Origin of the sequence: Rhizobium rhizoryzae, assembly GCF_011046895.1 — a bacterium.
GTDB classification, from domain to species: domain Bacteria; phylum Pseudomonadota; class Alphaproteobacteria; order Rhizobiales; family Rhizobiaceae; genus Neorhizobium; species Neorhizobium rhizoryzae.
This window is the reverse complement of sequence record NZ_CP049250.1, coordinates 3071497-3095411: the sequence shown is the minus strand read 5'-3', so window position 1 is coordinate 3095411 and position 23915 is coordinate 3071497. Positions and strand designations below refer to the sequence as shown.

The following is a 23915-nucleotide window of genomic DNA, read 5'->3' as shown; positions in this document are numbered from 1 at the left end:
CTGTCCCGGAGGGAGATAACAGACGCCAGCGCATAACTCACATCGATTCACAGCCCTCAACCGCCGAATGACGGAAAAGCGTGAGTGATGCGAGTTATCCGTTGACTGTGCTTTTCCCCGAATCAGGTCGCGGAGCCCGCATTATAGAGATCTCTTTTCCCCGGTGCAGATGCCGGTTGCATCTTTTGCAAAACTTGGTGAACGCGCGCATGGGACGTCTTTGATGTCTGTCAAATTTGCATAGCTGCGTCCTGACATGAATTATTGAATATCATTATGCTCTGACATACGTAGGCTATAAATTATTAGTAACCTAATCATCAGGGATCAATAACAATGTCGCGTCACACGATCAATGAGCGGTTGTTCGACGAGATGTCGGCCTTCAACAGGCGGCTGCGTGCGATGTTCGACATGCGAACGCGCGAGACGGGCCTGACATTGACGCGGGCGAGAGCGCTTTTTGCGCTGAGCCGACGGGGTCATCTTTCGCAAAAGGATCTGGCGCAGGAACTCGAAATCGAGACGCCAACACTGGTTCGCGTGCTTGACGGCATGGAGAAGCAGAACCTGATCGAACGACGCGCTGGTGAGGGTGACCGACGAGTCAAAGAGATCCATGTAACCGCGGAAGGAGAGATTGCCGGACGTGCGGTTCAGACCCTGGCGCGCGATCTGAGGGCACGGCTTGTGGAAAACATTTCGCCTGAGGATCTGGAAGTCACTCTGCGCGTTCTCTTGCAACTCAACCGGAACCTTGCCGTTTCGAGCGCCGAGGAGCAGCGTTTATGAGCAGTGTCAGTGCAACGATGGAACGTCAGGCGGACACGCCCGAACCCGTCAGCGAACCCTCGCCGACGCCGGTTGGCTTTCTGTCTTCCACCTTTCGTCCGCGCCAGCCTGTGCCGGTTGAAGAGCGACCGGTATGGTTGACGCTTGCCTATATCTTTTCTGGGCTTCTAATGTTCCTGACCCAGGGTCTGGGTATGAACATTGTTACCGCCAATATCTATCAGTTGCAGGGAACCTTCTCGGCAACAATTGCGGAAGTTGCCGCCCTGTCTGCGGCATACATGGCGCCCTATGCCAGCCTTTCGCTCGCGCTCTTCAAGATCCGTGTGCAGTACGGTCTGCGTCCCTTTGCCGAACTGAGCATCGCCGCCTTTGTTCTGGCCTCCTGCCTCAATCTTTTCGTGACTGACTTCCATTCGGCGCTCGTCGTCCGGTTTGTCAGCGGTATGGCGGCTGCTCCGCTGTCGTCTCTCGGCTTTCTCTACATTCTGGAAGCATTCCCTGTGCAGAAGAAGCTGACAGTCGGCCTCAGCATTGCCCTGACTGGAACCCTGCTCGCAGCGCCCGTTGCGCGGATCATTTCTCCGGTCCTGATGGATATTGATGGCTACCAGACGCTCTATACGATGGAGCTGGGCCTTGCCTTGCTGGCTCTGCCGCTGATTTTCGTTCTGCCTCTCACAGCGCCGCCTCGCGTCAAGGCAATCGAACGCATGGATGTCTTCACCTATATGCTTCTGGCAGTCGGTCTTGGCTCTTTCGCCGTCTTCTTCACGCTGGGTCGCTTCTATTGGTGGTTTGAGGCCCCATGGCTCGGCATCCTGCTGGCGACCAGCATTGCGACGCTGACGGTCTTTGCCATGATCGAACTGCGCCGGACCAATCCGTTGCTCGATCTGCGCTGGATCTTCTCCTGGCAGAATCTGCATCTGGCGGCCGTGTTGATCATCTTCCGCGCGGTCACGGCGGAACAATCCAGCACCATGGTCGGCTTCCTGCAGCAGCTTGGAATCCAGAACGACCAGATGGGTGTTCTCTTTGGCTACATCCTTCTTGCCTCGCTTGTCGGCGGTGCGGTCTGCGCCTTCCTGATGTCACGGCAATATCTGGGCACCGCCCACGTGATCGCGCTTGCCATGATTGCGATCGGCGCGTTCCTGGACAGCCAGTCGACGAACCTGACAAGGCCGGAGCAGTTCTATGTCAGCCAGTCCATGATCGCCTTCGGCGCAGCCATGTTCCTGCCTCCCGTCATGGCGCGTGGCTTTGCTTCGGCCATCCAGAAAGGGGCTCCCTATCTGGTGAATTTCATCGCGATCTTTCTGTTCACCCAGATCAGCGGTTCGGTCATCGCAACGGGTCTGCTCGGTACTTTCGTGACAATACGTGAGAAGTTTCACTCCAGCATGCTGGTTGAAAACATACTTCTCACCGACCCGGATGTTGCACAGAGAGTTGCCCAGCTGTCCGCGGGCTATTCTAAGGCGTTGACTGACAAGACGCTTCTGAACGCCGAGGGTTTGATGCTGCTTGGACAGCAGGTTTCGCGCGAAGCCTACATCCTCGCTTACAACGACACCTTCCTGCTGATCGGCATTGCCACATCGGCCGCACTCATCGGTCTCCTCATTCACCTCTCCTGGGATAGCGCGAAAGCGGCATTGGCCGTGCGGCGCATCGAGAAAACCTCCCAGGCAGAGGCAACAGTTCAATCTCAGGTATAAAGACATGTTGAAGAAACTATTTTCCCCAGTCACGCTCATTATCCTGCTCGTGGGCCTCGTTGGTCTTGGCCTCGTTCTTTACGCCTGGAGGCTCCCGCCGTTTACCAGCAGCGTGGAGATGACGGACAACGCTTATGTGCGCGGCTATGTGACAACGCTGAGCCCACAGGTCAGCGGTTATGTGGTCGAGGTTCCGATCAAGGACTACCAGAAGGTCAAGGCAGGCGATGTGCTGGCCAGGATCGATGACCGCATCTATCAGCAAAAGCTGGCGCAGGCGCAGGCAACTCTGGCCAGCCAAAAGGCCGCACTGGACAATTCCCACCAGCAGGAAGTTTCTGCCAAGGCAAACATCACCTCCAGCGAAGCATCCCTGACCAGTGCGAAGGCTGCCCTGACGCAGGCAAGTCTCGCAAGCGAGCGACAGCAGAATCTCAGCCGCAGTGGTGTCGGCACGACCAGTGTGCAGGAACAAGCGGAAGCAGCACTGGAAAAGGCGAGGGCTGGCGTGCAACAGGCAGAGGCTGCCCTTGAGGTTTCTCGTCAACAGCTGCAAACGATCGTTGTCAATCGCGGCTCGTTGGAAGCTGCCGTCTCGAGCGCGGAAGCAACCGTGGAACTTGCGAAGATCGACCTCGCCAACACCGAAATCCATGCACCGCGGGACGGACGCGTGGGTGAGGTCGGCGCGCGCATCGGCCAGTATGTCACGGCTGGTACTCAACTGATGGCCATTGTGCCGGATGACGTGTGGATCATCGCCAATTTCAAGGAAACCCAGCTGCAGGGCATGCAGGTCGGCCAGCCGGTCCAGATCACCGTCGATGCTCTCGGCCATCGTGAACTGCGCGGGACAATCGAGCGCTTTTCCCCGGCAGCGGCGTCCGAATTCGCTGTCATCAGGTCGGACAACGCGACAGGCAACTTCGTCAAGATCGCGCAACGTGTCGGTGTGCGCGTGAAACTGGATGCGGCCCAGCCTGCGGTCGAAGATCTTCAGCCCGGGCTATCCGTTGTTGTGCGTGTCGACAAGACCGAGCAACCGGTCAGAACCGCAGCGAACTGAAAAGACCCCTTACCATGACAACAAAAAACCCCGGTTCGCTGAACCGGGGTTTGTTGCGCCAGAAATGGCGAAAGCAATCAAGCTTCGTCTTCGTCGCGGTCTGCATCCGGATCGAAGAAGTCTTCCGGACGAAGCGCGTCTTCGTCAACGCCGTAGATGGCATCAGCGGAGGTGAGGCTTTCGCCCTTGGCCTGACGCTCGGCTTCTTCAGCGGAACGAGCAACGTTCAGTTCGACTTCCAGTTCGACTTCAGCATGCAGATGAAGCGTAACCTTGTGCAGGCCGATTTCCTTGATCGGGTTGTTCAGGTCGACCTGGTTACGGCCAACGTTGAAGCCGTTTGCAATCAGAACGTCAACGACGTCACGAGCAGCGACAGAACCGTACAGCTGACCGGTTTCGCCAGCGGCGCGAACAACGATGAAGCTCTTGCCTTCGAGGGCTTCAGCAACCTTCTGGGCTTCAGACTTGCGCTCAAGGTTACGGGCTTCCAGCGTTGCACGCTCGGCTTCGAAGCGCTTCTTGTTGGCTTCGTTGGCGCGCAGCGCCTTGCCCTGCGGCAGCAGGAAGTTACGAGCATAACCATCGCGAACCTTTACGGTTTCGCCCATCTGGCCAAGCTTGGCAATGCGTTCAAGAAGAATGACGTCCATCTTCGTGTCCTTTCGAGTTCAATTTCAGGAGTTGGTGTTGTCTGTGGGGCGGGCAGGCGTCAACGCGATTGTCCGCCGCGTATCGGAAAGTCCGACGATCACGATGGCGATCATCGGCAATAGCATCATGGTCGAGAGATAGGCCAGAACGAGCGCAGGCACGCGCCAGTCCTTGCCGCGCAGCCGGAAATGCAGGGAAGCAAACCCGGCCATCAGGAAGCCGGCGCCGAATGTGCCGCAGATCGTGGCGCCGATCATGGCCGGAACGCCGCCTGCAAACATCAGGACGATGCCGGCGAGGAAAACGAAGATCGCATTGCGGTTCATGCGCAGGGCAGACGGCATGTCCTCACGTGGGCGAAGCGCGCGGCCGCTGCGGGATACGATCCGGATGGCGAGATAGAAGGCGGTAAACAGCAAGGTCACCCAGATGCCGCCCTGGATCATCGGCAGCATCAGCACGATCAGAACCTTGGTCTGGGCAAGGCTTTCAGCGTTCGGTGCAAGGCCCGGGCTCTGCTGGTTGAAGCTCTCCGCCATCAGGTCGACCATGCGGTCCGTCAACTGCGGTCCGTAGCCGATGACCATGCCTAGAATGATGACCGCCGCCGTTACAAGCCCGCACAGATGCAACAGGATGTCCGAGATCGGGTACCAGGCCATCAGATGGTCAGGACCGCCAAGCTCAGAGGCAGGGCGAGCGAGATTGGCCAGATGTGAAAGCCAGCCAGCCGGGATCAGGGTGAAGATGGCCATGGCCAGTGCGAACATGGGTGTCACGAGAACCGCGCCCAGAATTGCGGCCGTGATAATGGCAATGATCGCCGTACGATTTCCCCAGCCGAGACCGGCCACGAGAACGGGAAGCGCGGAAGAAGCATAGAGAACAGACGCAAAAGACGGCTGCGCATTCGCGCCCATGACGAGCAGCGTTGCGGCAATACCGGCAATGATGCCGGTCGTCAGCACTGTCTGGTTCAATCCGTTCACGTCTCGCTGTCCTGCCGGTTCAAGCAGTTAGGGGAGGCACCTGAATCAAAGTCTCAGGTCGCGTGGTCCCCAACATGGGTTTTAGAGGTTCCGATCCACGCCCATCGCGGAAGGGAGACGCCGCCGAAGAGTTGAGCCCCGGCGGCGACTGTTTCAATTAGGAAACGACGTAAGGCAGCAGGCCGAGGAAGCGGGCGCGCTTGATGGCCTGGGCCAGCTCGCGCTGCTTCTTCTGGGAAACAGCTGTGATACGCGAAGGAACGATCTTGCCGCGTTCGGAAATGTAGCGCTGCAGAAGACGAACGTCCTTGTAGTCGATCCGCGGTGCATTTGCGCCCGAGAAGGGGCAGGTCTTGCGGCGGCGGTGGAACGGGCGGCGTGCCGGAGCAGAGGATGCGTCAGCCATTGGTAATTCTCCTTAAGCTCTCGAAATTACGCGCGGTCTTCGCGCGGTGCGCGCGGACCACGGTCACGGTCGCCATCACGCGGCGGACGCGGACCACGATCGCCGAAGTCACGGCGCGGGCCACGGTCATCGCCATCACGACGCGGACGATCGTCACGATCGCGCTTCTGCATCATGGCAGATGCACCTTCTTCGTGCTTTTCGACAGCAATGGTCATGTAACGAAGAACGTCTTCGTTGATGCGCATCTGACGCTCCATTTCGTGCACGGCAGCAGCCGGTGCATCGATGTCCATGAGCGCGTAGTGAGCCTTGCGGTTCTTCTTGATGCGGTACGTCAGGGACTTGAGGCCCCAGTTTTCAATGCGCCCGACCTTGCCGCCGTGAGCTTCGATAACACCCTTGTACTGTTCTACGAGGGCGTCAACCTGCTGAGCGGACATATCCTGCCGGGCAAGGAATACATGTTCGTAAAGAGCCATTGTAGCTTGCCTTTCTTGCGGTTGTCTTGGCCCGGTAATCGGCGGCTAAGCCTCAACGACTGGTCTTGGAAAGAGCAAAAGCCCAAGCAAGAAAAGCGTTACGATCGAGACGGTCGAGAGCGGAGACACGGGAGGCCGGAACCCTTGTGGTTCCAACGGTTCCATTTGTGAAACCGGCCCTCCGTTCAGCCACCAGCCAGAAGACCGGGCATTTCGAACAGGCGGGCTTATACGCTCATTTCGCGCGAATGCAAGCCGTCTGGGGAAATTACCGGTTTTGCCGGATCAGTTTATCCGCAGCATCGTCTGTCCGTCCTTGACGGCAAAGCTGAAGCTGGCGGTTGTCTTGCCGTCCAGCGTGATGGTGATGCGATCCTCGCTGCCCTTGATGGATGCGGTCAGGGTGTTTCCGGAAACTGCGATGTCCAGGTCATTTGCCGTGAGGCTTCCGAGTGCGATGGCAAGACCTGATGTGCTGCGAACGGTGTCCTGCCCGTCACCTCGACCAAACCCATACTCGATCAAGGGATCGGCGCCGGTAGCCTTGATGCTGACAGTGTCATTACCCAGGCCGCCGCGCGCAAAGATCCGGTTGCCTTCCAGAACCAGATTATCGTTGCCGTCCCCGGCATCCAGATTACGGATCGTGTCGGCTGCGACCTTCATCGTATCATCGCCAGCTCCGCCAAGGAGGTCGAGGGCGAGTTTTGCCTTGATCTGAATATCGTCCTTGCCATCGCCGCCGTCGATCGATCCGACAAAGGCACCTGCGGCCTTGATGCTGTCATCGCCGCTGACGGTGCGAATGTCCGAAATGGAGTCACTCTTGAGGATAAGGCTGTCATTGCCTGCACCTGCATCGATGTTGGTGATGCCGCGACCGGTGACCGTCAGCGTGTCGTCACCCTCACCACCGGTGCCAGCGGTGACATAGCCCAACTGTTTCTCCATGGTCGCCTTGTCCTGCGCTTCGGAGGAATTGAGAGTGATGATCTCGATGATTCGGGAGAGCGCACGCTGGCTGGCATTCGGCTCGTTATCGGCGGGTACGGCAGGCGGACGATTGCCTGCATATGTGGTGCTACTGGCGGCTTTTGGGGTTGAAAACAGCAGATCGATGTCGCGCGCTGCATTCGGGCTGCGAAAGAAGCCGCTGATCGTGCTCATGAATGCCTGCTCCCCGGACGAGATCGATACTGCAGCCTCATGACGCATTGCGCTGAGGTGCTTGCTTCAGCTTACAATCGGGGCTTGAGACGATCCAGCAACACCACGGGACTAGGTTAGCATTCAGTGAAACGGCAGCCACTGAGAAGGGCTGCCGCTTGGCTCAGCTTACATGCATATTTTCAGATCGGCATCGGATACTGACGGTGGATCTTGTTGATCTCCCGCAGGATCTCGTCGGACAATGTGACGTCAGCCGCACCGATATTGATCTTCAACTGCTCCATCGATGTTGCGCCGATGATTGCTGCCGCCATGAAAGGGCGGGTGAGGCAGAAGGCCAGTGCCAGTTGGGAAGGATCGATCCCGTGCCTGGCCGCCAGATCCACATAGGCCTGCGTTGCCGCCTGCTGATGCTGGACAAGACGCCCGCCGATATCGCCATTGATGGCGCCGCGTGAACCGACTGGCTTTTCACCGGAGAGATACTTGCCGGAAAGAATGCCGCCTGCGAGCGGCGAATAGGCCAGCAGGCCCACATCTTCATGATGGGAAAGCTCTGCGAGGTCCAGATCGAAATGTCTGCACAGCAGGCTGTACTCATTCTGGATAGTGGCAACGCGTGGCAGACCCTTCTCTTCGGCAAGCGAGAGGAATTTCTGCGTTCCCCAGGTCGTTTCGTTGGAGAGACCGATAGCGCGGATCTTGCCGGCCTTCACGCAGGCGTCCAGCACGTCCAGCTTTTCTTCGATCTCACCCAGCGTCTGCGATTTGTCCTGTTTGAAGGGATCGTAACCCCAGTTGGCACGGAAGTGATAGCTGCCACGATTCGGCCAGTGGATCTGGTAGAGATCAATGTAATCGGTCTTCAGGCGCTGAAGGCTTGCATCCACGGCATCCTGTATGGCTTGCGCCGTAATCGGTGCACCGCCGCGAATATAAGGGCGTCCCGCACCGGCGACCTTCGTTGCCAGAACGACCTTGTCTCTCTTGCCGGTCTTCTCGAACCAGTTGCCAATCATGCGCTCGGTATCGGCATAGGTCTCGGCAGAGAGGGGCGTGGTGGGATAGAGTTCGGCCGTGTCAAAGAAATTGACCTGATGGTCGAGCGCGTAGTCCATTTGCTCGAATGCTTCGGCTTCGCTGTTCTGCGAGCCCCAGGTCATCGTTCCGAGGCAGATTTCCGAAACGGAAATGTCGGTTCGTCCAAGTTTCTTGAATTTCATGAGGTGTATCCGTGGTGGGCATGATGGGAGGGCGGCTGCAATGTAGGCCGCTTCTCGGTCAACGCAAGACGCATCCCGAAAATGCAACTTCGAGAAAACCGTCTCGTCCATAGACGTTCATAAAGTGTGGCCTACCTGACCTTGAAGCCTAGTCTATTGGCCGAAAGTCTTGACTTGCTCGGCCAGAATGTGAATGGAAGGCAAAAATAGGGAAGGATACAGGCCCGATGAGCATCGCTTTCACATTCCCCGGTCAGGGCAGCCAGGCTGTCGGCATGGGCAAGGATCTCGCCGAAGCATTTCCGGAAGCGCGCGCCGTCTTTCAGGAAGTTGACGATGCGCTTGGTCAAAAACTCTCCGACATCATGTGGAATGGTCCCGAAGATCAGCTAACACTGACGGCCAATGCCCAGCCCGCATTGATGGCGGTTTCCATGGCTGTGATCCGTGTGCTGGAAGCCGGTGGCCTGAAGCTCGCCGACAAGATCTCCTATGTGGCTGGTCATTCGCTGGGCGAATACTCTGCCCTGGCGGCTGCCGGAACGTTTTCCATAGCCGACACCGCGCGCCTGCTGCGCATTCGCGGCGACGCGATGCAGTCTGCTGTGCCTGTGGGCGAGGGTGCCATGGCTGCCATCATCGGTCTCGAACACGCTGACGTTCAGGCGGCATGCGAAGAGGCGAAGGCGGCGGGGGTCTGCCAGATTGCCAATGATAATGGCGGCGGGCAGCTCGTGATTTCCGGCTCCAAGGCCGCGGTCGAGAAGGCCGCAGTTCTGGCAACCGAAAAGGGCGCAAAGCGGGCCATCATGCTGCCTGTCTCCGCGCCATTCCATTCCGATCTGATGGCGCCTGCCGCCACCGCCATGGCTCACGCCCTGGACAAGGTGGCCAAGCAGGATCCGGTCGTTCCGGTCGTCGCCAATGTGCGCGCCGCCCCTGTCACGCATGCGGACGAGATCGTCAAGCTGCTGGTGGCGCAGGTTACCGGACAGGTTCGTTGGCGCGAAACCGTTGAATGGTTTGGTGCGAACGGCGTGACGACATTGTACGAGCTGGGTTCCGGCAAGGTTCTGACCGGTCTGGCGCGTCGCATCGACAAGAACGTGACTGGCATTGCCGTCAACACACCTGCTGATATTGATGCGGCGCTGAAGACGCTGCTCGGCTGATCTCGAAGGATTACGAACATGTTTGATCTGACTGGCCGCAAGGCTCTTGTGACGGGTGCGACGGGCGGTATTGGCGAAGAGATCGCCCGTGCCCTTCATGCGCAGGGCGCCATCGTTGGTCTGCACGGAACGCGCGCCGAGAAGCTGGAAGCCCTGGCAGCCGAGCTTGGCGAGCGCGCCCATGTGTTCCCGGCAAATCTCGGCGACCGTGATGCCGTCAAGGCGCTCGGTGAAAAGGCCGAAGCCGAACTCGGCGGCGTCGACATTCTGGTGAATAATGCCGGCATCACCAAGGACGGCCTGTTCGTGCGTATGAGCGATGAGGACTGGGACAATGTCCTGGAAGTCAACCTGACCTCCACATTCCGTCTGACTCGCGAACTGACGCATCCCATGATGCGCCGCCGCTTCGGCCGCATCATCAATATCACGTCGGTCGTTGGCGTGACCGGAAATCCCGGTCAGGCGAACTATTGCGCGTCCAAGGCAGGGATGATTGGCCTTTCGAAGTCGCTGGCTCAGGAAATCGCCACCCGTAACGTAACGGTAAACTGCATTGCTCCCGGCTTTATCGAAAGTGCGATGACCGGAAAGCTTAATGACAAGCAGAAAGAAGCCATTCTGGGCGCAATCCCGATGAAGCGCATGGGCATCGGCGCCGACATCGCTACGGCTGTTGTTTACCTTGCCTCGAACGAAGCCGGATACGTAACGGGTCAGACCCTGCACGTAAACGGTGGCATGGCAATGATCTGAACAGCTTGCATTCCATTGCCTCTGCCCACAGTTTTGGCTGTTGGCGGCGGTAAAACCGGTCATTTTCTGGCTTTGCGGCGCGGTGAAACCGTGTTAATCGGGCCAATGACTGGCTACAGTCACCCCGAATGCGGACCTCCTCGGTGCGATTGACGCATGACTAGGTCGCAGTCTAGCTTCGGGTTGAGTGAGTTTGCCCAGGAGCCGTTCTGTAAAAGACGGCCATGGGTTCCAACAGGGTACGGCTGCCGTGACGGCGGTCCGAAAAGATAAAGGTCGAGGAAACCGACATGAGCGATATCGCAGAGCGCGTTAAGAAAATTGTCATTGATCATCTCGGCGTCGATGCCGACAAGGTTGTCGAAGGCGCGAGCTTCATCGACGATCTGGGCGCTGACTCCCTCGACACCGTCGAACTGGTCATGGCTTTCGAAGAAGAGTTCGGCGTTGAAATTCCGGATGACGCTGCTGACTCCATCCTGACCGTCGGCGATGCCGTGAAGTTCATCGAGAAGGCTCAGGCCTGATCTGAACTTAAGAGTTAGAGCACGCCTTGATGGCGGTCGCTCTTCAACGGCCCGGCATGTTCGGGCCGTTTCAGTCATATGACATCATCAATTCTTGGCGGGTGGGGCGCTGGCATGAGGCGTGTCGTTATCACCGGTACCGGTATGGTATCTCCTCTCGGCTGCGGTACGGAAATCAGCTGGTCCAGGCTGATTGCCGGTCAAAACGCAGCAAGGCTGGTTACGGAGTTTGAGGTCGAAGATCTCCCCGCAAAGATTGCCTGCCGCATTCCGACAGATCCTTCCATCGAAGGTGCCTTCAATCCGGATGACTGGATGGAGCCCAAGGAACAGCGCAAGGTCGATCCCTTCATTTTATACGGTGTAGCTGCTGCCGACATGGCGCTGGCAGATGCAGGTTGGCACCCGAAAACAGATGATGACCAGTGTGCAACTGGCGTTCTCATCGGTTCCGGCATTGGCGGCCTGGAAGGCATCGTGGAAGCAGGTTACACGCTGCGCGACAAAGGCCCTCGGCGCATCTCGCCATTCTTCATCCCGGGCCGTCTGATCAACCTCGTTTCCGGCCAGGTATCGATTAAGCACAAGCTGCGTGGTCCAAACCACGCCGTCGTCACCGCTTGCTCGACCGGCGCGCATGCCATCGGCGATGCAGCGCGGCTTATCGCTTTCGGTGATGCGGATGTCATGGTGGCTGGCGGTGCAGAATCGCCGATCTGCCGTATTTCGCTCGCAGGCTTCGCTGCCTGCAAGGCGCTCTCCACGCAGCACAATGACAATCCGCAGAAGGCTTCACGCCCCTATGATCGTGACCGCGACGGTTTCGTAATGGGTGAGGGCGCAGGTATCGTCGTGCTTGAAGAGCTGGAGCATGCCAAGGCGCGCGGCGCGAAGATTTATGCCGAAGTTGTCGGCTATGGCCTCTCTGGCGATGCTTTCCATATCACCGCACCTTCGGAAGATGGTGACGGGGCTTTCCGCTGCATGACGGCTGCCCTGAAGCGGGCAGGCATCAGCGCCTCCGAGCTCGATTACATCAATGCGCATGGGACATCGACCATGGCCGATACGATCGAGCTGGGCGCGGTGGAGCGGTTGGTGGGCGATGCGGCCTCCAAGATTTCCATGTCCTCGACCAAGTCGGCCGTCGGTCATTTGCTTGGTGCGGCCGGTGCAATCGAAGCCATTTTCTCGACGCTGGCGATCCGCGACAACATCGCGCCGCCGACTCTCAATCTGGATAACCCGGACGTGGAGACGGCTATCGATCTGGTGCCGCATGTCGCGCGCAAGCGCGAAATCAACGTGGCACTCTCCAACTCCTTCGGCTTCGGCGGCACGAACGCATCGCTGGTCCTGCGTCGCTACGAAGGCTGATTTCGAAGTGGGAGCCGCGTCGTGACCGACCGGTTCCCGCTTACAATCCCTGTTTTCGCCGCATTGCTTGGTCACAGACCGGCATTGTTGAGCTGATTTAAGGAGTAGCGGTGACCGATACGAACAGCACAAGCGAACCGAATTCGGCAGGCGGCAGCTCCGGCAGTGGCCCGTTCATGCCAAAATCGCCAAACGAGGCTCTGAAGCCGGAGCGGGTGCCCGAACCACCGCGCCGTTCCCGCAAGGCCCGAAGCCAGTTGGTCATCTTCCTGAATTTCCTGATGACCTTGATCGTCCTCGTCAGTGTTGTGGCCGTCGCCGCGTTCTACTACGTCATATCCGCTTATCAACAACCTGGACCGCTCACCACGAACACGCATTTCGTCGTGCCGGATGGTGCAGGTCTCGCCCAGATCTCGCAGATGTTGGAGCGCAATGGCATCGTCTCCGATGCCCGTGTCTTCCGGTATATGACGGCGAGCTATCTCCAGAAGGAGCAGACACTGAAGGCGGGCGAGTACGAGATCAAGGCAGGGATGTCGATGAAGGACATTGCCCTGCTGCTGGAATCCGGCAAGTCCATTCTCTATTCAGTCTCCATGCCCGAGGGGCTGACCGTTCAGCAGATGGTCAAGCGCCTGGCGGATGATCCAATCCTCGAAGGTCCGGTGCCGAATGAACTGCCGCCGGAAGGAAGCCTGCGTCCGGATACTTACAAGTTCTCTCGTGGTACGACCCGCGGCGAAATCCTGGCTCAGATGCGGGCAGCACAGGAAAAGCTAATCGATCAGATCTGGGCCAAGCGCGATCCGGATCTTCCTATCAAGACGAAGCAGGAATTCGTCACGCTCGCCTCAATCGTGGAAAAGGAGACCGGTAAGGACGATGAGCGCGCGCATGTCGCTTCGGTCTTTATGAACCGTTTGAACAAAGGCATGCGCCTGCAATCGGATCCGACGATCCTCTATGGCCTGTTTGGTGGCGCTGGGCGTCCTGCCGATCGGCCGATCATGCGATCTGATATCGACAAGCAAACGCCGTTCAATACCTATCAGATCAAGGGACTTCCTCCGACCCCGATCGCAAACCCCGGGCGGGCAGCACTGGAAGCTGTTGCCAATCCGTGGCGGACGAATGACCTGTATTTCGTTGCGGATGGAACCGGCGGACACGCTTTTGCGGCGACGCTCGACGAGCACAATGCCAATGTGCGGCGTTGGCGCAAGATCGAGGCCGAACGGGCCAACGCCTCGGGTGATACGCTCAATGGCGGTTCACCGGGCGGGGCCGATGCCGAGAAGCCGCCGAAGGGCAACTGACGCGGCATGCACATTACCAATTCCAGGCGTCGCTCCGGCGGCGCTTTTCTTTATCAACGTAGCCGGTTCCGGTTGCAGCATGAATTCTGAGGCCAGATGATGAATGTACAATCCATGACAGGGTTTGCCCGCTGCGAGGGCACCAGCGGTCGCTTTCGTTGGGTCTGGGAGTTGCGTTCTGTCAACGGTAAGGGGCTCGACTTCCGTCTTCGTCTGCCGCCAGGTTTCGAAGCGATGGAAAGTGAAATCAAGGCGCGTGCCTCGAAGCATCTGAGCCGTGGCAACATTCAGGCTACGCTATCCGTTTCCGTGGCGGAATCCAGAATGGAGGCCGTTCTCAACCGCGACGCGCTGGAGGCCGTTCTCAAACTTCGAGAAGAGTTGGGAGGTCTTGTTGATAACGCACCGCTCAAGCTCGATACCGTGCTTTCTATTCGTGGACTTGTTGATATTCGGGAAGCTGGCGAAGAACTAGCAGCACTCGAGATCAGGGATCGGGATATTCTCGCAGGTTTGGAGACGGCTCTGTCCGATCTGGTGTCCATGCGGATCCATGAGGGAAACGCGCTTGCCTTGGTTTTGCGTCAGCATTTGGAGACAATCGCGCGGCTGACGACGGTTATTGAGTTGGATCCCTCCCGTTCGCCGGAAGAGATCACCCGGCGCTTGGCAGCTCAAGTCGCAAGCCTCCTCGATGGCAATGGGGGGCTGGAGCGGGAGCGGCTTTACGCAGAGGTCGCGCTGCTTGCGACCAAGGCCGATCTACGGGAGGAGGTCGATCGGTTGAAGGCCCATGTCGGCGCAGTCGAGGAACTTTTGCAGAAAGGTGGCCCGGTCGGCCGCCGTCTCGATTTTCTTGCACAGGAATTTAACCGCGAGTCGAATACGATCTGTTCCAAATCGAACTCTTCCGCGGTAACCGCAGCCGGTATCGAGTTGAAAGTGGTGATCGACCAGTTTCGCGAACAGGTTCAGAATTTGGAGTAGCCAATGAGCCCGGTGTCTTCCGTGCCAACAAAAATCGCCCGGCGTGGCCTGATGCTGGTGCTGTCGTCACCATCGGGCGCTGGCAAATCCACAATTGCCAGCAACCTGCTGCGGGACGACCACAGCCTGGAAATCTCCGTCAGCGTCACGACGCGCGCGAAGCGCCCGAGCGAGATCGCAGGCAAGCACTATCATTTCATCTCCATCCCGCAGTTCGAACGCATGCGCGATAATGGCGAGCTTCTCGAATGGGCGGAAGTGCATGGAAACTATTACGGCACGCCCCGTGAACCTGTCGAAAAGGCCATGGCCGAGGGCCGTGACATGCTGTTCGATATCGACTGGCAGGGCGCGCTACAGCTTCAGGAAAAAATGAAGGCAGACATCGTCTCCATCTTTGTCCTGCCGCCCAGCATGACGGAACTCCAGTCGCGCCTGCATCGCCGCGCTGAGGATACCGAGGAGGTCATCCGTACACGCTTGGCAAATTCACGCGCCGAAATCGAGCACTGGCGCGAATATGACTATGTCATCGTCAATGATGATCTCGATGAGGCTTTCGGTCACGTGAACTGCATCGTGAATGCGGAGCGCGTTCGCCGCGATCGCCGCCATGGTCTCTTCGATTTCGTTCGGGAGCTGCTTGAGGAAGAGCCGGTGCTACCGCGCTGAGGTCCAGCTGAGTGCATCAATAGGCGCCGTGGCTTCTGCAACTAAAGCATGGCGCGCAAAAGTGTGCAGCGGTTTTGCGATGACGACATGCGATAAAACAAAGAGATAAAGCGTCAGGAGCGAATCTGAAAGATCGCGACACGCTTTCGAGCCTTTTTGTGCCATCAGAGAAGGTTGGCCAGCGCGACGAACTCGTGGACGGAGAGTGTCTCAGCACGGCGTGTCGGATCAATCTCGGCTCTTGCCAGAAGAACCTCGCCACCAAGGGGCTTCAGGCTCTGCCGCAGCATTTTCCGGCGCTGCCCAAAGGCGGCTTCCGTGACCTTTTCAAGCTTCTTCACGTCGCACGGAAGTGGATTCTGGTTCGGCACCAGGTGAACGACAGAAGAGGTCACCTTCGGCGGCGGTGTGAACGCTTGGGGCGGTACGTCGAAAGCCATACGAGCATCCGTGCGCCATCCGCACAACACGCCCAGGCGGCCGTAATGGTTATCATCTTCGCGTGCGACAATGCGCTGGCCCACTTCCTTCTGGAACATGAGCGTCAGCGATTCCCAGAAGGGTGGCCATTGATGCGGCAGCAGCCAGTTGATCAGCAACTGCGTTCCAACATTGTAGGGAAGATTGGCGATGATCTTGACCGGACCTTCGGGCGCTAGCGCTGCAAAATCCGTTTTCAGCGCATCCCCTTCGATGACCTCAAGCCGTCCCGGATAGAAGTCTGAAATCTCCGCAAGAGCGGGTAGGCAGCGGGAATCGCGCTCGACTGCAATGACCTTCTTCGCACCGAGAGACAGGATTGCGCGCGTGAGACCACCCGGACCGGGGCCGACCTCGAAGACAGTGACACCTTCCAGAGAGCCCGCAGTACGCACGATCTTCTGCGTGAGATTGAGATCCAGTAGAAAGTTCTGTCCAAGAGCCTTGCGCGCATCAAGCCCATGCCGGTTGATGACATCGCGCAGCGGCGGAAGCCCGTCCAATGTGCCCATCAGTTTTGCTGCGCCTCATGTGCGGCCAATCTGGATGCGAGTCTCAAAGCAGCAATCAGACTGGTGTCGCGCGCGATACCGGTGCCCGCAAGCGAGAAGGCAGTGCCGTGATCCGGAGACGTCCGAATGAAGGGCAGGCCAAGCGTCACGTTGACGGAATCGTCGAAGCCAAGAGCCTTAGCCGGTATGAGGGCCTGGTCGTGATACATGCACACCGCCACATCATAGCGGCTACGCGCATCATCGTGGAACATGGTATCGGCGGGCAGAGGGCCAAATGCATTGATACCGCGCGCGCGCACCTGCTCGATGGCTGGTGCAATGACATCGCGATCCTCGGTGCCCATGGCGCCGTCTTCGCCCGCATGCGGGTTCAAGCCTGCAACGGCTATCCGCGGAGAAGCAATGTTAAAGCGATAGCGCAGGTCGTGATACGCAATCGAGCATGTCTCGATGATTGCGTCGGCTGTCAGTCTACGTGGGACGTCCGCCAGCGGTATATGGATCGTGACGGGAATTGCCCGGAGCTTTGGCCCGGCCAGCATCATGACAGGTCTGCAATCCTTGCCGGTGGCGCGCTGCGCAAGATCGGCGAGAAATTCCGTGTGGCCCGGAAACTTGAAACCAGCCTCGTAGAGCACCGACTTCGCGATCGGATTGGTCACAACCGCGGCGGTGATACCCTGCATGGTGAGCGAGACTGCGTTTTCAATCGAGCTAATGATTGATCGGGCAGCAACGATATGGGGGCGTCCCGGCGCGATCACGCTGCCAATGGCCACCGGAAGAATCGGCAAAGCCTGATCAAAATGCTTCCAGGCGTCTTGTGCATCCGTCTCGCGGATCTGGATCTCTTCACCGAGCAGGCGCGCGCGTGCGGCAAGGGCTTCCGGGTCGCCGATATAGACAAAGGGATGCAGGCCCAGATCTTTGCGCTTCAGCCAAGCCGAGATTGCAATGTCCGGACCGATGCCGGCCGGATCGCCTTGCGTCAATGCCAGCGGACGTTCAACCAATTTCAGTCTCACGGATTTACGATCTGCGCCTTCTTGCGCAGTTCTTCAAGATACTTGGCGCTGTTGGGGTCTTCGCCGCCCTTCTTGGCCTTGCCGATGTCTTCCGCGCGGAACACGACTTCCGCCGCCGCATCATCCGAGACCTGACGCTGATTGCAGATGGCCAGGAATTCGACGCCCTTTTCAGTCACGCGGGTGCCTGTCGTACCATTGGCTGAGGCCTTCTCGATCAGCGGCTTCCACTCTTCCGGCAATTCCGGCTTCATCAGACGGCCCAGATCGCGCACCGAGACATCGCGCATGGTCTTTGCAAAATCTTTTGCCTGTGCGCAGCCCGGGAAGCTGGAGCGGGATTTTTCCGCCTCAGCCTTGCGCTGTGCAGTAATCTTTCCCTTTTTGGATTCCGGGATCACGAAAATGATCTGCTGGAGGAAATATTCCGTTGTGACCGGCTTTTCCTTGTTCTGCATCATGCGCTTGACCAGTTCGTCATTCGACATGCGGCCAGCGCCGTAACGCGCGTTGACAAGACGAGGCCAGCTCATCTGCACCGCGATAAAGGCTTTGAAATGCTCGACGCCGACACCGGCTTTATTGAGGATCTCGCTCATTTGCGCTGGCGTCAGCTTGTTGCTTGCGGCGAATTTTGCGAATGAACGATCCACGTCATCGGTGCTCACCGACATGCGAACGCGCGCAATCTCATCGCGCTTGAGAGCTTCTTCCACCAGTTCGTCACGGGCCATCTTCTGCAGATTGCCGGTTTTCCGCTGCAGTTTCAGGAACGCGACGCGCTTTGCCACATCAGACGATGTAATTGGAGTCTTGTTGACGACAGACACAACCTCGGTCGCTGCCGAGGCAGTCTGCGTCATGGGCTCAGCAACAAAGGATATGGCGAGCGCCGTTGTGGCAAGGGCAATCCGGCGCCATGCTACGCTTGCGAACATTTCTCATCCTCTTCCTGGCAGCGAGGCGGCATCGACGCCGCCTGTCCAATTAACGCGCTTTGTGTGTTCGATTGCACATTTCATGCGGCAAAACAATGACGTTCCGCACGCATGTCCAGGGTCGACCTCTATCGGGTGGTATCGCCACCGATATTGATGTCGCCCAGTGTGCGGAAGCTCAACCGAGCCGTGACCGTCCAGTCATTGGCATCCGTGCTGGCCGGCTTGTCCGTGTAGCCAACTGTGAAGATCGTGCACTCGTCCGCGTAGGTTACGCCGATACCACGCCGAATGACGCGATCATTGTTGAGATCCCACGTCGCTGAGGTGCCGAGTGACCAATTTTCGTTGATGCGGAAATTGGCGGCACTCTTCAGGTACTGGCTATCCGTGTTCAGACCATAATCAGGCTGCGCCTGTATGTTCGTATAGATCAATGATCCGCTCACCCGTGGAAGCGAATAGCTGATCGAGGCATCGGCACGGCGCAGTTCGAAGGACTTTTCGTCGAAACGACCCTGGCCCTGGAAACTGTAGCCCTGCGGAAGATCGATCGCAGCCATGGCAACGAAATCGGAAACATCCGATTCCAGGCCGGATTGCGCGCCAACATTGACGAGATCCGCTGTCGCGAACGAATTCAGGCCTGCGATCCGATAGGACTGACCAAAGATACCGCGAACGCCGATGCCATTGTCGAAGCTGCCGTTGTAGCGAATGCCGACATTGGCGCGCGTGCCGCCTTCGATACGGTCAAAGCCGGAAAACTTGTCCCGGTCGAACAACGAAGTCGCATCGAATACGAAGCTCTGGGCATCTTCATTGGGCAGGCGACCGGCGAGTTGCTCATCCGGACGTGCGAAGATCTGCGCCATCGGTTCGATGATGTGGCTGCTGCCCGCACCTTCGATCAGGATCGGGTAGCGTGCCTCAAGACCTGCCGTCAGCATGTAGCGCGTGCTCGCGCTGTCGCCTTCAAAACCACCGGCATAGGTCACGCCGTTGAAGCCAGGCGCAGCATCACCCGTGTGGCGCAACACATCACCGCGTGCAGCGAGAATCGGCGTCAGCAGAAGGCCTTCATCCGTTGTGAACGTCCGCTTCCATTCCGCCTCGCTGGAGAAGCGGCTGTAGCTGCCTTCCAGGCCACGGAAACGCGTTGACGTACCTTCGGTGTAGAAGTCGTCAAGGCGGCGCGACAAGTTTGTGAAGTTGGAGGTTACCTTCAACTCGCCACCCGCGACCGATTCCGGCGCGTAATAGAGATAGTCCAGAGACGGATAAACGATGGCCTGCTGCTTTTCAGCCGTACGGCGAGCATCCGTGTCCTGGATATCGAAATAGTAGTTGTGCAGGTCGAAGTAGTTCCGCTGCCCGACCCCTGTCAGGTAGATGTCGTTGGTAAACGGCGTTCCTGCAACATCGGTCAGCTTGTAGGTCTTCGAGAAGTTATTGTCCGTCTGGGCCATGACATTCCAGCCAAAAGCCCAGCGAGGATTGATCTCGAACCGTGCCTTCGATGCGACCATGGCACGCTGATCGGCACGTTCATCGCTCGTGCCCTTCACGAAGGCGCCCGGATCCTTCTGATCGATATAGGCGAAACGGAACGTATGGTCGCCGTTTTCAAAGCGGTTGCGAACCTCACCCTGCAGCAGAAGACCCTGCTTGGTGTAGTAGGTTGGGCTGATCGTCGCATCCATGCTCGGTGAGAAGACATGGTAGTAGGGAACGGTCAGACCCACGCCGAGTTTGTCGGTCACAGTGGCGCGCGGGAAGATGAAGCCTGACTTGCGCTCAACCGTTTCGTCGGGAACCGTTACGAAAGGAACATAGCCGATTGGCATGCCGAACAGTTCGAACTGGGCGTGCTCAAGCCGGATGGTGTGCGCCTTTCCGTCACGGATGACACGCTGCGCCTTCACCTGCCAAAGCGGGGCTTTGTCCGGGCGCTGGGCGCAGGGCAGACATGCCGTGTACACGCCGTTGTTCAGCACCATCTTGTCGTCGGGAAGTTGTTCGGCACTTTCCGCAACCAGGCGCGTATTATCGGTCGTTTCGACGCGAAGCGAGTTCACGAAGCCTTGGCCGAAGTTATCCGTCACGTCCATCGCATCGGCATAGACACGGGTTCCACCGGGCTCGATCAGCTCGATATTGCCCGTCGCCATTACGCGACCGGATTTCTGGTCGTATTCGACACGCTGCGCCACCATGCGGTAGCGATTGTAATAGATCTGAACGCCACCGACTGCCGTGACGCGCTGCGAATCCTGATTGTAGGTCAGTTCATTCGCGCGCAGGAGCATCTTTGCTCCATCGGCAACTGCGGGTGCGAGGGGTGAATCCTGCGCAGAAACAGGCAACGGGTAGGCAGCCGCAACACACGCAGCCGTGCTTGTCAGCAGGGCAGCGAAAAGCCGTCTGATATTCCCGCGGTCATTTACCGCCACTAGCCATCCTCCTGATGGAGCAGGATCGTTGCACCGAGCGCCAACGCAACAATCACTGGAATCCAGACTGCTACGAAAGGTGGCACGACACCGCTACTCCCAAATGCTTTCACAAGCACAGACACAACATAAAGCACGAAGCCGCAAACGATTCCACCCAGAATCACCGAGCGCGATTGCGCCATTCGGCTGAAACGAAGAGATACGGTTGCTGCAATGAGCGTCATTGCCACCAAGAGGAGCGGCAAGGACAAGAGCGAATGGAACTGAGTTTCCAGAGCCTTTGTAGAGATACCGAAGGATCGGGCAACCTCAATTTTTCGTAAAATGTTAAAGAAAGCAACGCTTTCGGGCTTTGACAGAGACTCCTGCAGAAACTCCTGTTTCAAGTTGGTCCGAACCTGCGCCGTTTCTTTTCGGGATGCCGGAGCATCGGTTCGGGTATCGAGAACGTTGTTAAGCTTCCAGTAACCATTTTCCAAGGTCGCCGAGTCTGCATCCTGCCGGAGCGTGATGCGACCATTCTTGTCAAAATGGAACACGACGACATTGAATAGACGCGTTCCGCCGTTGTCAAAGCTCTTGGCACCAATAACCGTATCGCTATCCCCATCAATCTGTCTCAGCCACGGCAGAAAGTTCGAAGGCTTCGATGCGTTGCTAGCCTTGCGCCAGTCTGTCTCCATGGAGGTGGCCAGATCCTGGCCCCAGGCGCCGAGGGGATTGATCACTGTCGTCGTCACGATACCGATCACGAAGGCGCCAGCAACGAAGGGCAGAACGAACTGCCAGACGGAAAGGCCTGCTGCGCGTGTGACCACGAGTTCCGAGCGCCTGTTCAGTGCAATCAGCGTTGTCATGCCGATGAAAAGGGTGAGAGTCGGAATGGTCTGCTGAAGGATAAGCGGCAGGCGAAGGGCACTCATCAGCAGGCCGCCGGTGACGCTGTAGCCAACGAAGCCGGACATGCGACGGCTCGTCTCGCTGAAATCGGCGAGAAAGATAATGCCGCAGACGCCGAGCAGGAACCAGACGGAAGTGATGATGTAGCGCTTGAAAAAGTAGCGGCTGAGGGTCGGCGCTGCAATCATTGCGAACCTCCCTGTGCCGAGTTGACGCTCGCCAGGCGACGGCGCGCCAGATCCGAAAGGCGACCCAGTGGCTGCGAAATGAAGCGCGGCATTGCAAGCTGCCTGTTGGTCACCAGCATGTAAGCGCATATCAGGCCGAAACCGATCGGAACGGCGTAGACGAGTGGAGTGACCGCGGGATTGTTCTTCGAAAGATTCGTCACATAGAACGAGAGCCATCGAAGGGTAAAGCAGAAGATGAGCGCCAGGACCATGGGATGAAGTCGTGCTCGACGGCTTGAGCGAGCGCCGCCTGCCACGACCAGTGAAATCAGGGCGAAGGCAACAGGCAAGAGCCAATCGGACATGCGCCTATGCAACTCCGAGCGGAAGCTGCCCGGCGAGAACAGGAAGGTTTTGTCTGTCGGGTCGGGTTTCAGCAGGAAGGACAGGCTTCTGTCACTGGCAAACACAGGTGCACCGTCAGTCGATTCGGTCATGGAGGACAAATCGAATGCATAGGACACGAACTTGACGATGGAGATGCGACCTTCCTTCGTCTTGCGGTGAACCTCACCATCGCGCATCGTGAGCGTCTTGCCGTCTTCGGCAATCGATCCCTCGCGGGCATAATAGATGAGATCCATGTTCGGATCGCGATAGTCGACCATGTAAATCCCGGTCAGAACACGACCGGAATGCCGCTCGGAGATCTGGACGTAAAGTCCGTCCTCAATGCTGCGGAACGTTTTTTCCTCAATGACCGAAGACAGAAGATCCGCATAGGCTGCGGCGACCATTTCGCGCGCTTTGACGCGCGCGGCGGGCTCGACGAAATTCGTGATCAGGAACGAGAATGCTGCCATGGTAATCGCAAGGATCATCACCGGACGATAGATGATCGACCGTGCAGAACCTGCGGCATCGATGACGGCAAGCTCCGAATCGTTGTTCATCGCATTCAGCGTTTGAGTGATGCCGATGACAATTGCGAAGGGCAGGACGACAGGGATGATCGTTGGCAGGATAAACGTTGCCAACGTCATGAACGAGCCCATGGACTGACCGGTATCAGTCACCAGATTGATGCGTCCCAACACCTGGATCGTCCAGATGATTGTCAGGACCGGCACCAATGTGACCAGAAACATCTGGAAAGCACGCCGGAAAATGTAGAGTTCGAGTATTTTCATACGGATCCGATACGCCAACATTTGCTGCGGCTTCATGCGCAGCCCAATGAAATTGAGCTACGCCTTAATCGGCTCTTACGCAATTTATGTGGTCAAGGCGACAGTTGCCTGCTCACAAAGCCGTTTTCGACCACCGATTTTTTTCTTTCTGTGTCTCGTAGTACACCGCGACCGCAGCATAGACCACACAGGAGGAAAGGAAGCCTAGCGTCACATCCGATAGATAGTGCCCGCCGAATGCGACCCTGAGATAGGGCGAGACAAGACACAGCATCAGGATGACTGGCCCGAAGATGACTCTCAAACGTGGCGGCAGCAGGACAATGAGACATGCCAGCCAGCCGGCACCGGCTGCCTCGCCGGATATAAAGGAGCAGTTTGACAAGCAGGATCCATCCAGCGTCCCGGCCGAAGCGAAGGCGTGGGTGCCGCCAAACAGATCTGTTTCGTAGGGGCGAGGCCGGCCCGATATGGTCTTCAGGATCAGGTTGACCAACAGATAGGGACCGAGGATCGAAGACAGAAGAGCGACCGAATAGCGTCGGGTTCTTGTCGCATCGTAGGTAGCTCCGTGATGCTGGAAATTGCGGATCATCAGCAGAATGATCACCATGGCCACAGCAATCGGAACATAGAAGTAGAATTTCCGGACAAAAATCAGGACTGGCTCCCGCGCCGCCGGAAAGTAGCCACATGTCCTTAAATCTGTACTTCCAAGTGCACACCCGCTCTCACGAAAGAACGCCTTGGCCGCCCACAGGTCGATCTGTGGGAACGCGTAGAACACGCCGAGCAATATCCACCAAAGCGCGAACAACGAAACGAACCAGGTCACAGGCCGACGAAACAACTCGACGGCTGCATCCTTAGATGACAGAGAGTTAGATTGTAAGATATACGCCACTTTCTATTTCCCGGCCCCGAT

At 57.8% G+C, this 23915-nt stretch carries 23 protein-coding genes; 10 read left to right on the top strand and 13 right to left on the bottom strand.

What is annotated here, in order from left to right; translation table 11 throughout:
• The first annotated feature begins 336 nt into the window (after window positions 1–336).
• Genes G6N80_RS20825 through G6N80_RS20815 form a run of 3 tightly spaced genes read left to right on the top strand, consistent with a single transcriptional unit; the run spans window position 337 to window position 3582 of the window.
• A complete protein-coding gene (locus G6N80_RS20825) occupies window positions 337–792 on the top strand; it encodes a MarR family winged helix-turn-helix transcriptional regulator (protein ID WP_165136483.1) in 456 nt (151 codons plus the stop codon).
• Window positions 789–2516: an MFS transporter gene (locus G6N80_RS20820; protein WP_246251444.1), complete on the top strand. Its 1728-nt coding sequence runs from the start codon at window positions 789–791 to the stop codon at window positions 2514–2516. The genes G6N80_RS20825 and G6N80_RS20820 overlap by 4 nt, the downstream gene beginning before the upstream one ends.
• A gap of 4 nt (window positions 2517–2520) precedes the next feature.
• Window positions 2521–3582, top strand: coding sequence for an HlyD family secretion protein (locus tag G6N80_RS20815; RefSeq protein WP_062552732.1), 1062 nt, complete (start codon window positions 2521–2523; stop codon window positions 3580–3582).
• 77 nt (window positions 3583–3659) lie between these two features.
• On the opposite strand, the gene rplI is transcribed toward G6N80_RS20815, so the two are convergent.
• The 6 genes from rplI to G6N80_RS20785 form a co-directional block, all read right to left on the bottom strand.
• Window positions 3660–4235 (bottom strand): 50S ribosomal protein L9, encoded by a 576-nt coding sequence (gene rplI / locus G6N80_RS20810; protein ID WP_062552731.1) that lies wholly within the window; start codon window positions 4233–4235, stop codon window positions 3660–3662.
• A 24-nt stretch (window positions 4236–4259) separates the two neighbouring features.
• Window positions 4260–5225: a DUF2232 domain-containing protein gene (locus G6N80_RS20805; protein ID WP_165136480.1), complete on the bottom strand. Its 966-nt coding sequence runs from the start codon at window positions 5223–5225 to the stop codon at window positions 4260–4262.
• 157 nt (window positions 5226–5382) lie between these two features.
• On the bottom strand, window positions 5383–5631 hold the full coding sequence (gene rpsR / locus G6N80_RS20800) for a 30S ribosomal protein S18 (RefSeq protein ID WP_062552730.1): 249 nt from the start codon (window positions 5629–5631) through the stop codon (window positions 5383–5385).
• Window positions 5632–5657: 26 nt separating this feature from the next.
• A complete protein-coding gene (gene rpsF, locus G6N80_RS20795) occupies window positions 5658–6113 on the bottom strand; it encodes a 30S ribosomal protein S6 (RefSeq protein WP_062552729.1) in 456 nt (151 codons plus the stop codon).
• 285 nt (window positions 6114–6398) lie between these two features.
• Window positions 6399–7280: an RTX toxin gene (locus G6N80_RS20790; protein WP_165136477.1), complete on the bottom strand. Its 882-nt coding sequence runs from the start codon at window positions 7278–7280 to the stop codon at window positions 6399–6401.
• A 182-nt stretch (window positions 7281–7462) separates the two neighbouring features.
• The gene (locus G6N80_RS20785; protein ID WP_062552727.1) at window positions 7463–8506 is read right to left on the bottom strand and encodes an aldo/keto reductase; all 1044 of its coding nucleotides are present in this window, start codon (window positions 8504–8506) and stop codon (window positions 7463–7465) included.
• 227 nt (window positions 8507–8733) lie between these two features.
• On the opposite strand from G6N80_RS20785, the gene fabD reads away from it, so the two are divergent.
• The 7 genes from fabD to gmk all read left to right on the top strand — a co-directional run bounded on the left by fabD (window position 8734) and on the right by gmk (window position 15316).
• Complete coding sequence (fabD, locus tag G6N80_RS20780; RefSeq protein WP_165136474.1) at window positions 8734–9678, top strand: ACP S-malonyltransferase; 945 nt, start codon at window positions 8734–8736, stop codon at window positions 9676–9678.
• Between the two features lie 18 nt (window positions 9679–9696).
• A complete protein-coding gene (gene fabG / locus G6N80_RS20775; RefSeq protein WP_062552725.1) occupies window positions 9697–10434 on the top strand; it encodes a 3-oxoacyl-[acyl-carrier-protein] reductase in 738 nt (245 codons plus the stop codon).
• 290 nt (window positions 10435–10724) lie between these two features.
• Window positions 10725–10961 carry an acyl carrier protein gene (locus tag G6N80_RS20770; RefSeq protein WP_003502080.1) on the top strand — a complete coding sequence of 79 codons (237 nt, stop codon included), beginning with the start codon at window positions 10725–10727 and terminating at the stop codon, window positions 10959–10961.
• A gap of 114 nt (window positions 10962–11075) precedes the next feature.
• A complete protein-coding gene (gene fabF, locus G6N80_RS20765; protein WP_062553207.1) occupies window positions 11076–12338 on the top strand; it encodes a beta-ketoacyl-ACP synthase II in 1263 nt (420 codons plus the stop codon).
• 110 nt (window positions 12339–12448) lie between these two features.
• The gene (mltG, locus tag G6N80_RS20760) at window positions 12449–13657 is read left to right on the top strand and encodes an endolytic transglycosylase MltG (protein ID WP_425503897.1); all 1209 of its coding nucleotides are present in this window, start codon (window positions 12449–12451) and stop codon (window positions 13655–13657) included.
• A 99-nt stretch (window positions 13658–13756) separates the two neighbouring features.
• Window positions 13757–14644 carry a YicC/YloC family endoribonuclease gene (locus G6N80_RS20755; protein WP_165137217.1) on the top strand — a complete coding sequence of 296 codons (888 nt, stop codon included), beginning with the start codon at window positions 13757–13759 and terminating at the stop codon, window positions 14642–14644.
• A 3-nt stretch (window positions 14645–14647) separates the two neighbouring features.
• The gene (gene gmk, locus G6N80_RS20750; protein ID WP_062552723.1) at window positions 14648–15316 is read left to right on the top strand and encodes a guanylate kinase; all 669 of its coding nucleotides are present in this window, start codon (window positions 14648–14650) and stop codon (window positions 15314–15316) included.
• 164 nt (window positions 15317–15480) lie between these two features.
• Here gmk and rsmA read toward each other — a convergent pair whose 3' ends face one another.
• From rsmA to G6N80_RS20715, 7 genes are all read right to left on the bottom strand, one after another.
• Window positions 15481–16308, bottom strand: coding sequence for a 16S rRNA (adenine(1518)-N(6)/adenine(1519)-N(6))-dimethyltransferase RsmA (rsmA, locus tag G6N80_RS20745; protein WP_165136471.1), 828 nt, complete (start codon window positions 16306–16308; stop codon window positions 15481–15483).
• Window positions 16308–17330 (bottom strand): 4-hydroxythreonine-4-phosphate dehydrogenase PdxA, encoded by a 1023-nt coding sequence (gene pdxA, locus G6N80_RS20740; protein WP_165137214.1) that lies wholly within the window; start codon window positions 17328–17330, stop codon window positions 16308–16310. The genes rsmA and pdxA overlap by 1 nt, the downstream gene beginning before the upstream one ends.
• A gap of 2 nt (window positions 17331–17332) precedes the next feature.
• Window positions 17333–18274 (bottom strand): SurA N-terminal domain-containing protein, encoded by a 942-nt coding sequence (locus G6N80_RS20735; protein ID WP_062552721.1) that lies wholly within the window; start codon window positions 18272–18274, stop codon window positions 17333–17335.
• 128 nt (window positions 18275–18402) lie between these two features.
• Window positions 18403–20727, bottom strand: coding sequence for an LPS-assembly protein LptD (locus G6N80_RS20730; protein WP_062552720.1), 2325 nt, complete (start codon window positions 20725–20727; stop codon window positions 18403–18405).
• A complete protein-coding gene (lptG, locus tag G6N80_RS20725; RefSeq protein WP_062552719.1) occupies window positions 20727–21818 on the bottom strand; it encodes an LPS export ABC transporter permease LptG in 1092 nt (363 codons plus the stop codon). The genes G6N80_RS20730 and lptG overlap by 1 nt, the downstream gene beginning before the upstream one ends.
• Window positions 21815–22990 (bottom strand): LPS export ABC transporter permease LptF, encoded by a 1176-nt coding sequence (gene lptF / locus G6N80_RS20720; protein WP_062553204.1) that lies wholly within the window; start codon window positions 22988–22990, stop codon window positions 21815–21817. Before lptF ends, lptG begins: the two co-directional genes overlap by 4 nt.
• Window positions 22991–23102: 112 nt before the next feature.
• Entirely contained in the window at window positions 23103–23894 is a 792-nt protein-coding gene (locus tag G6N80_RS20715; protein ID WP_246251443.1) for a phosphatase PAP2 family protein, read from the bottom strand.
• Window positions 23895–23915: the final 21 nt, after the last annotated feature.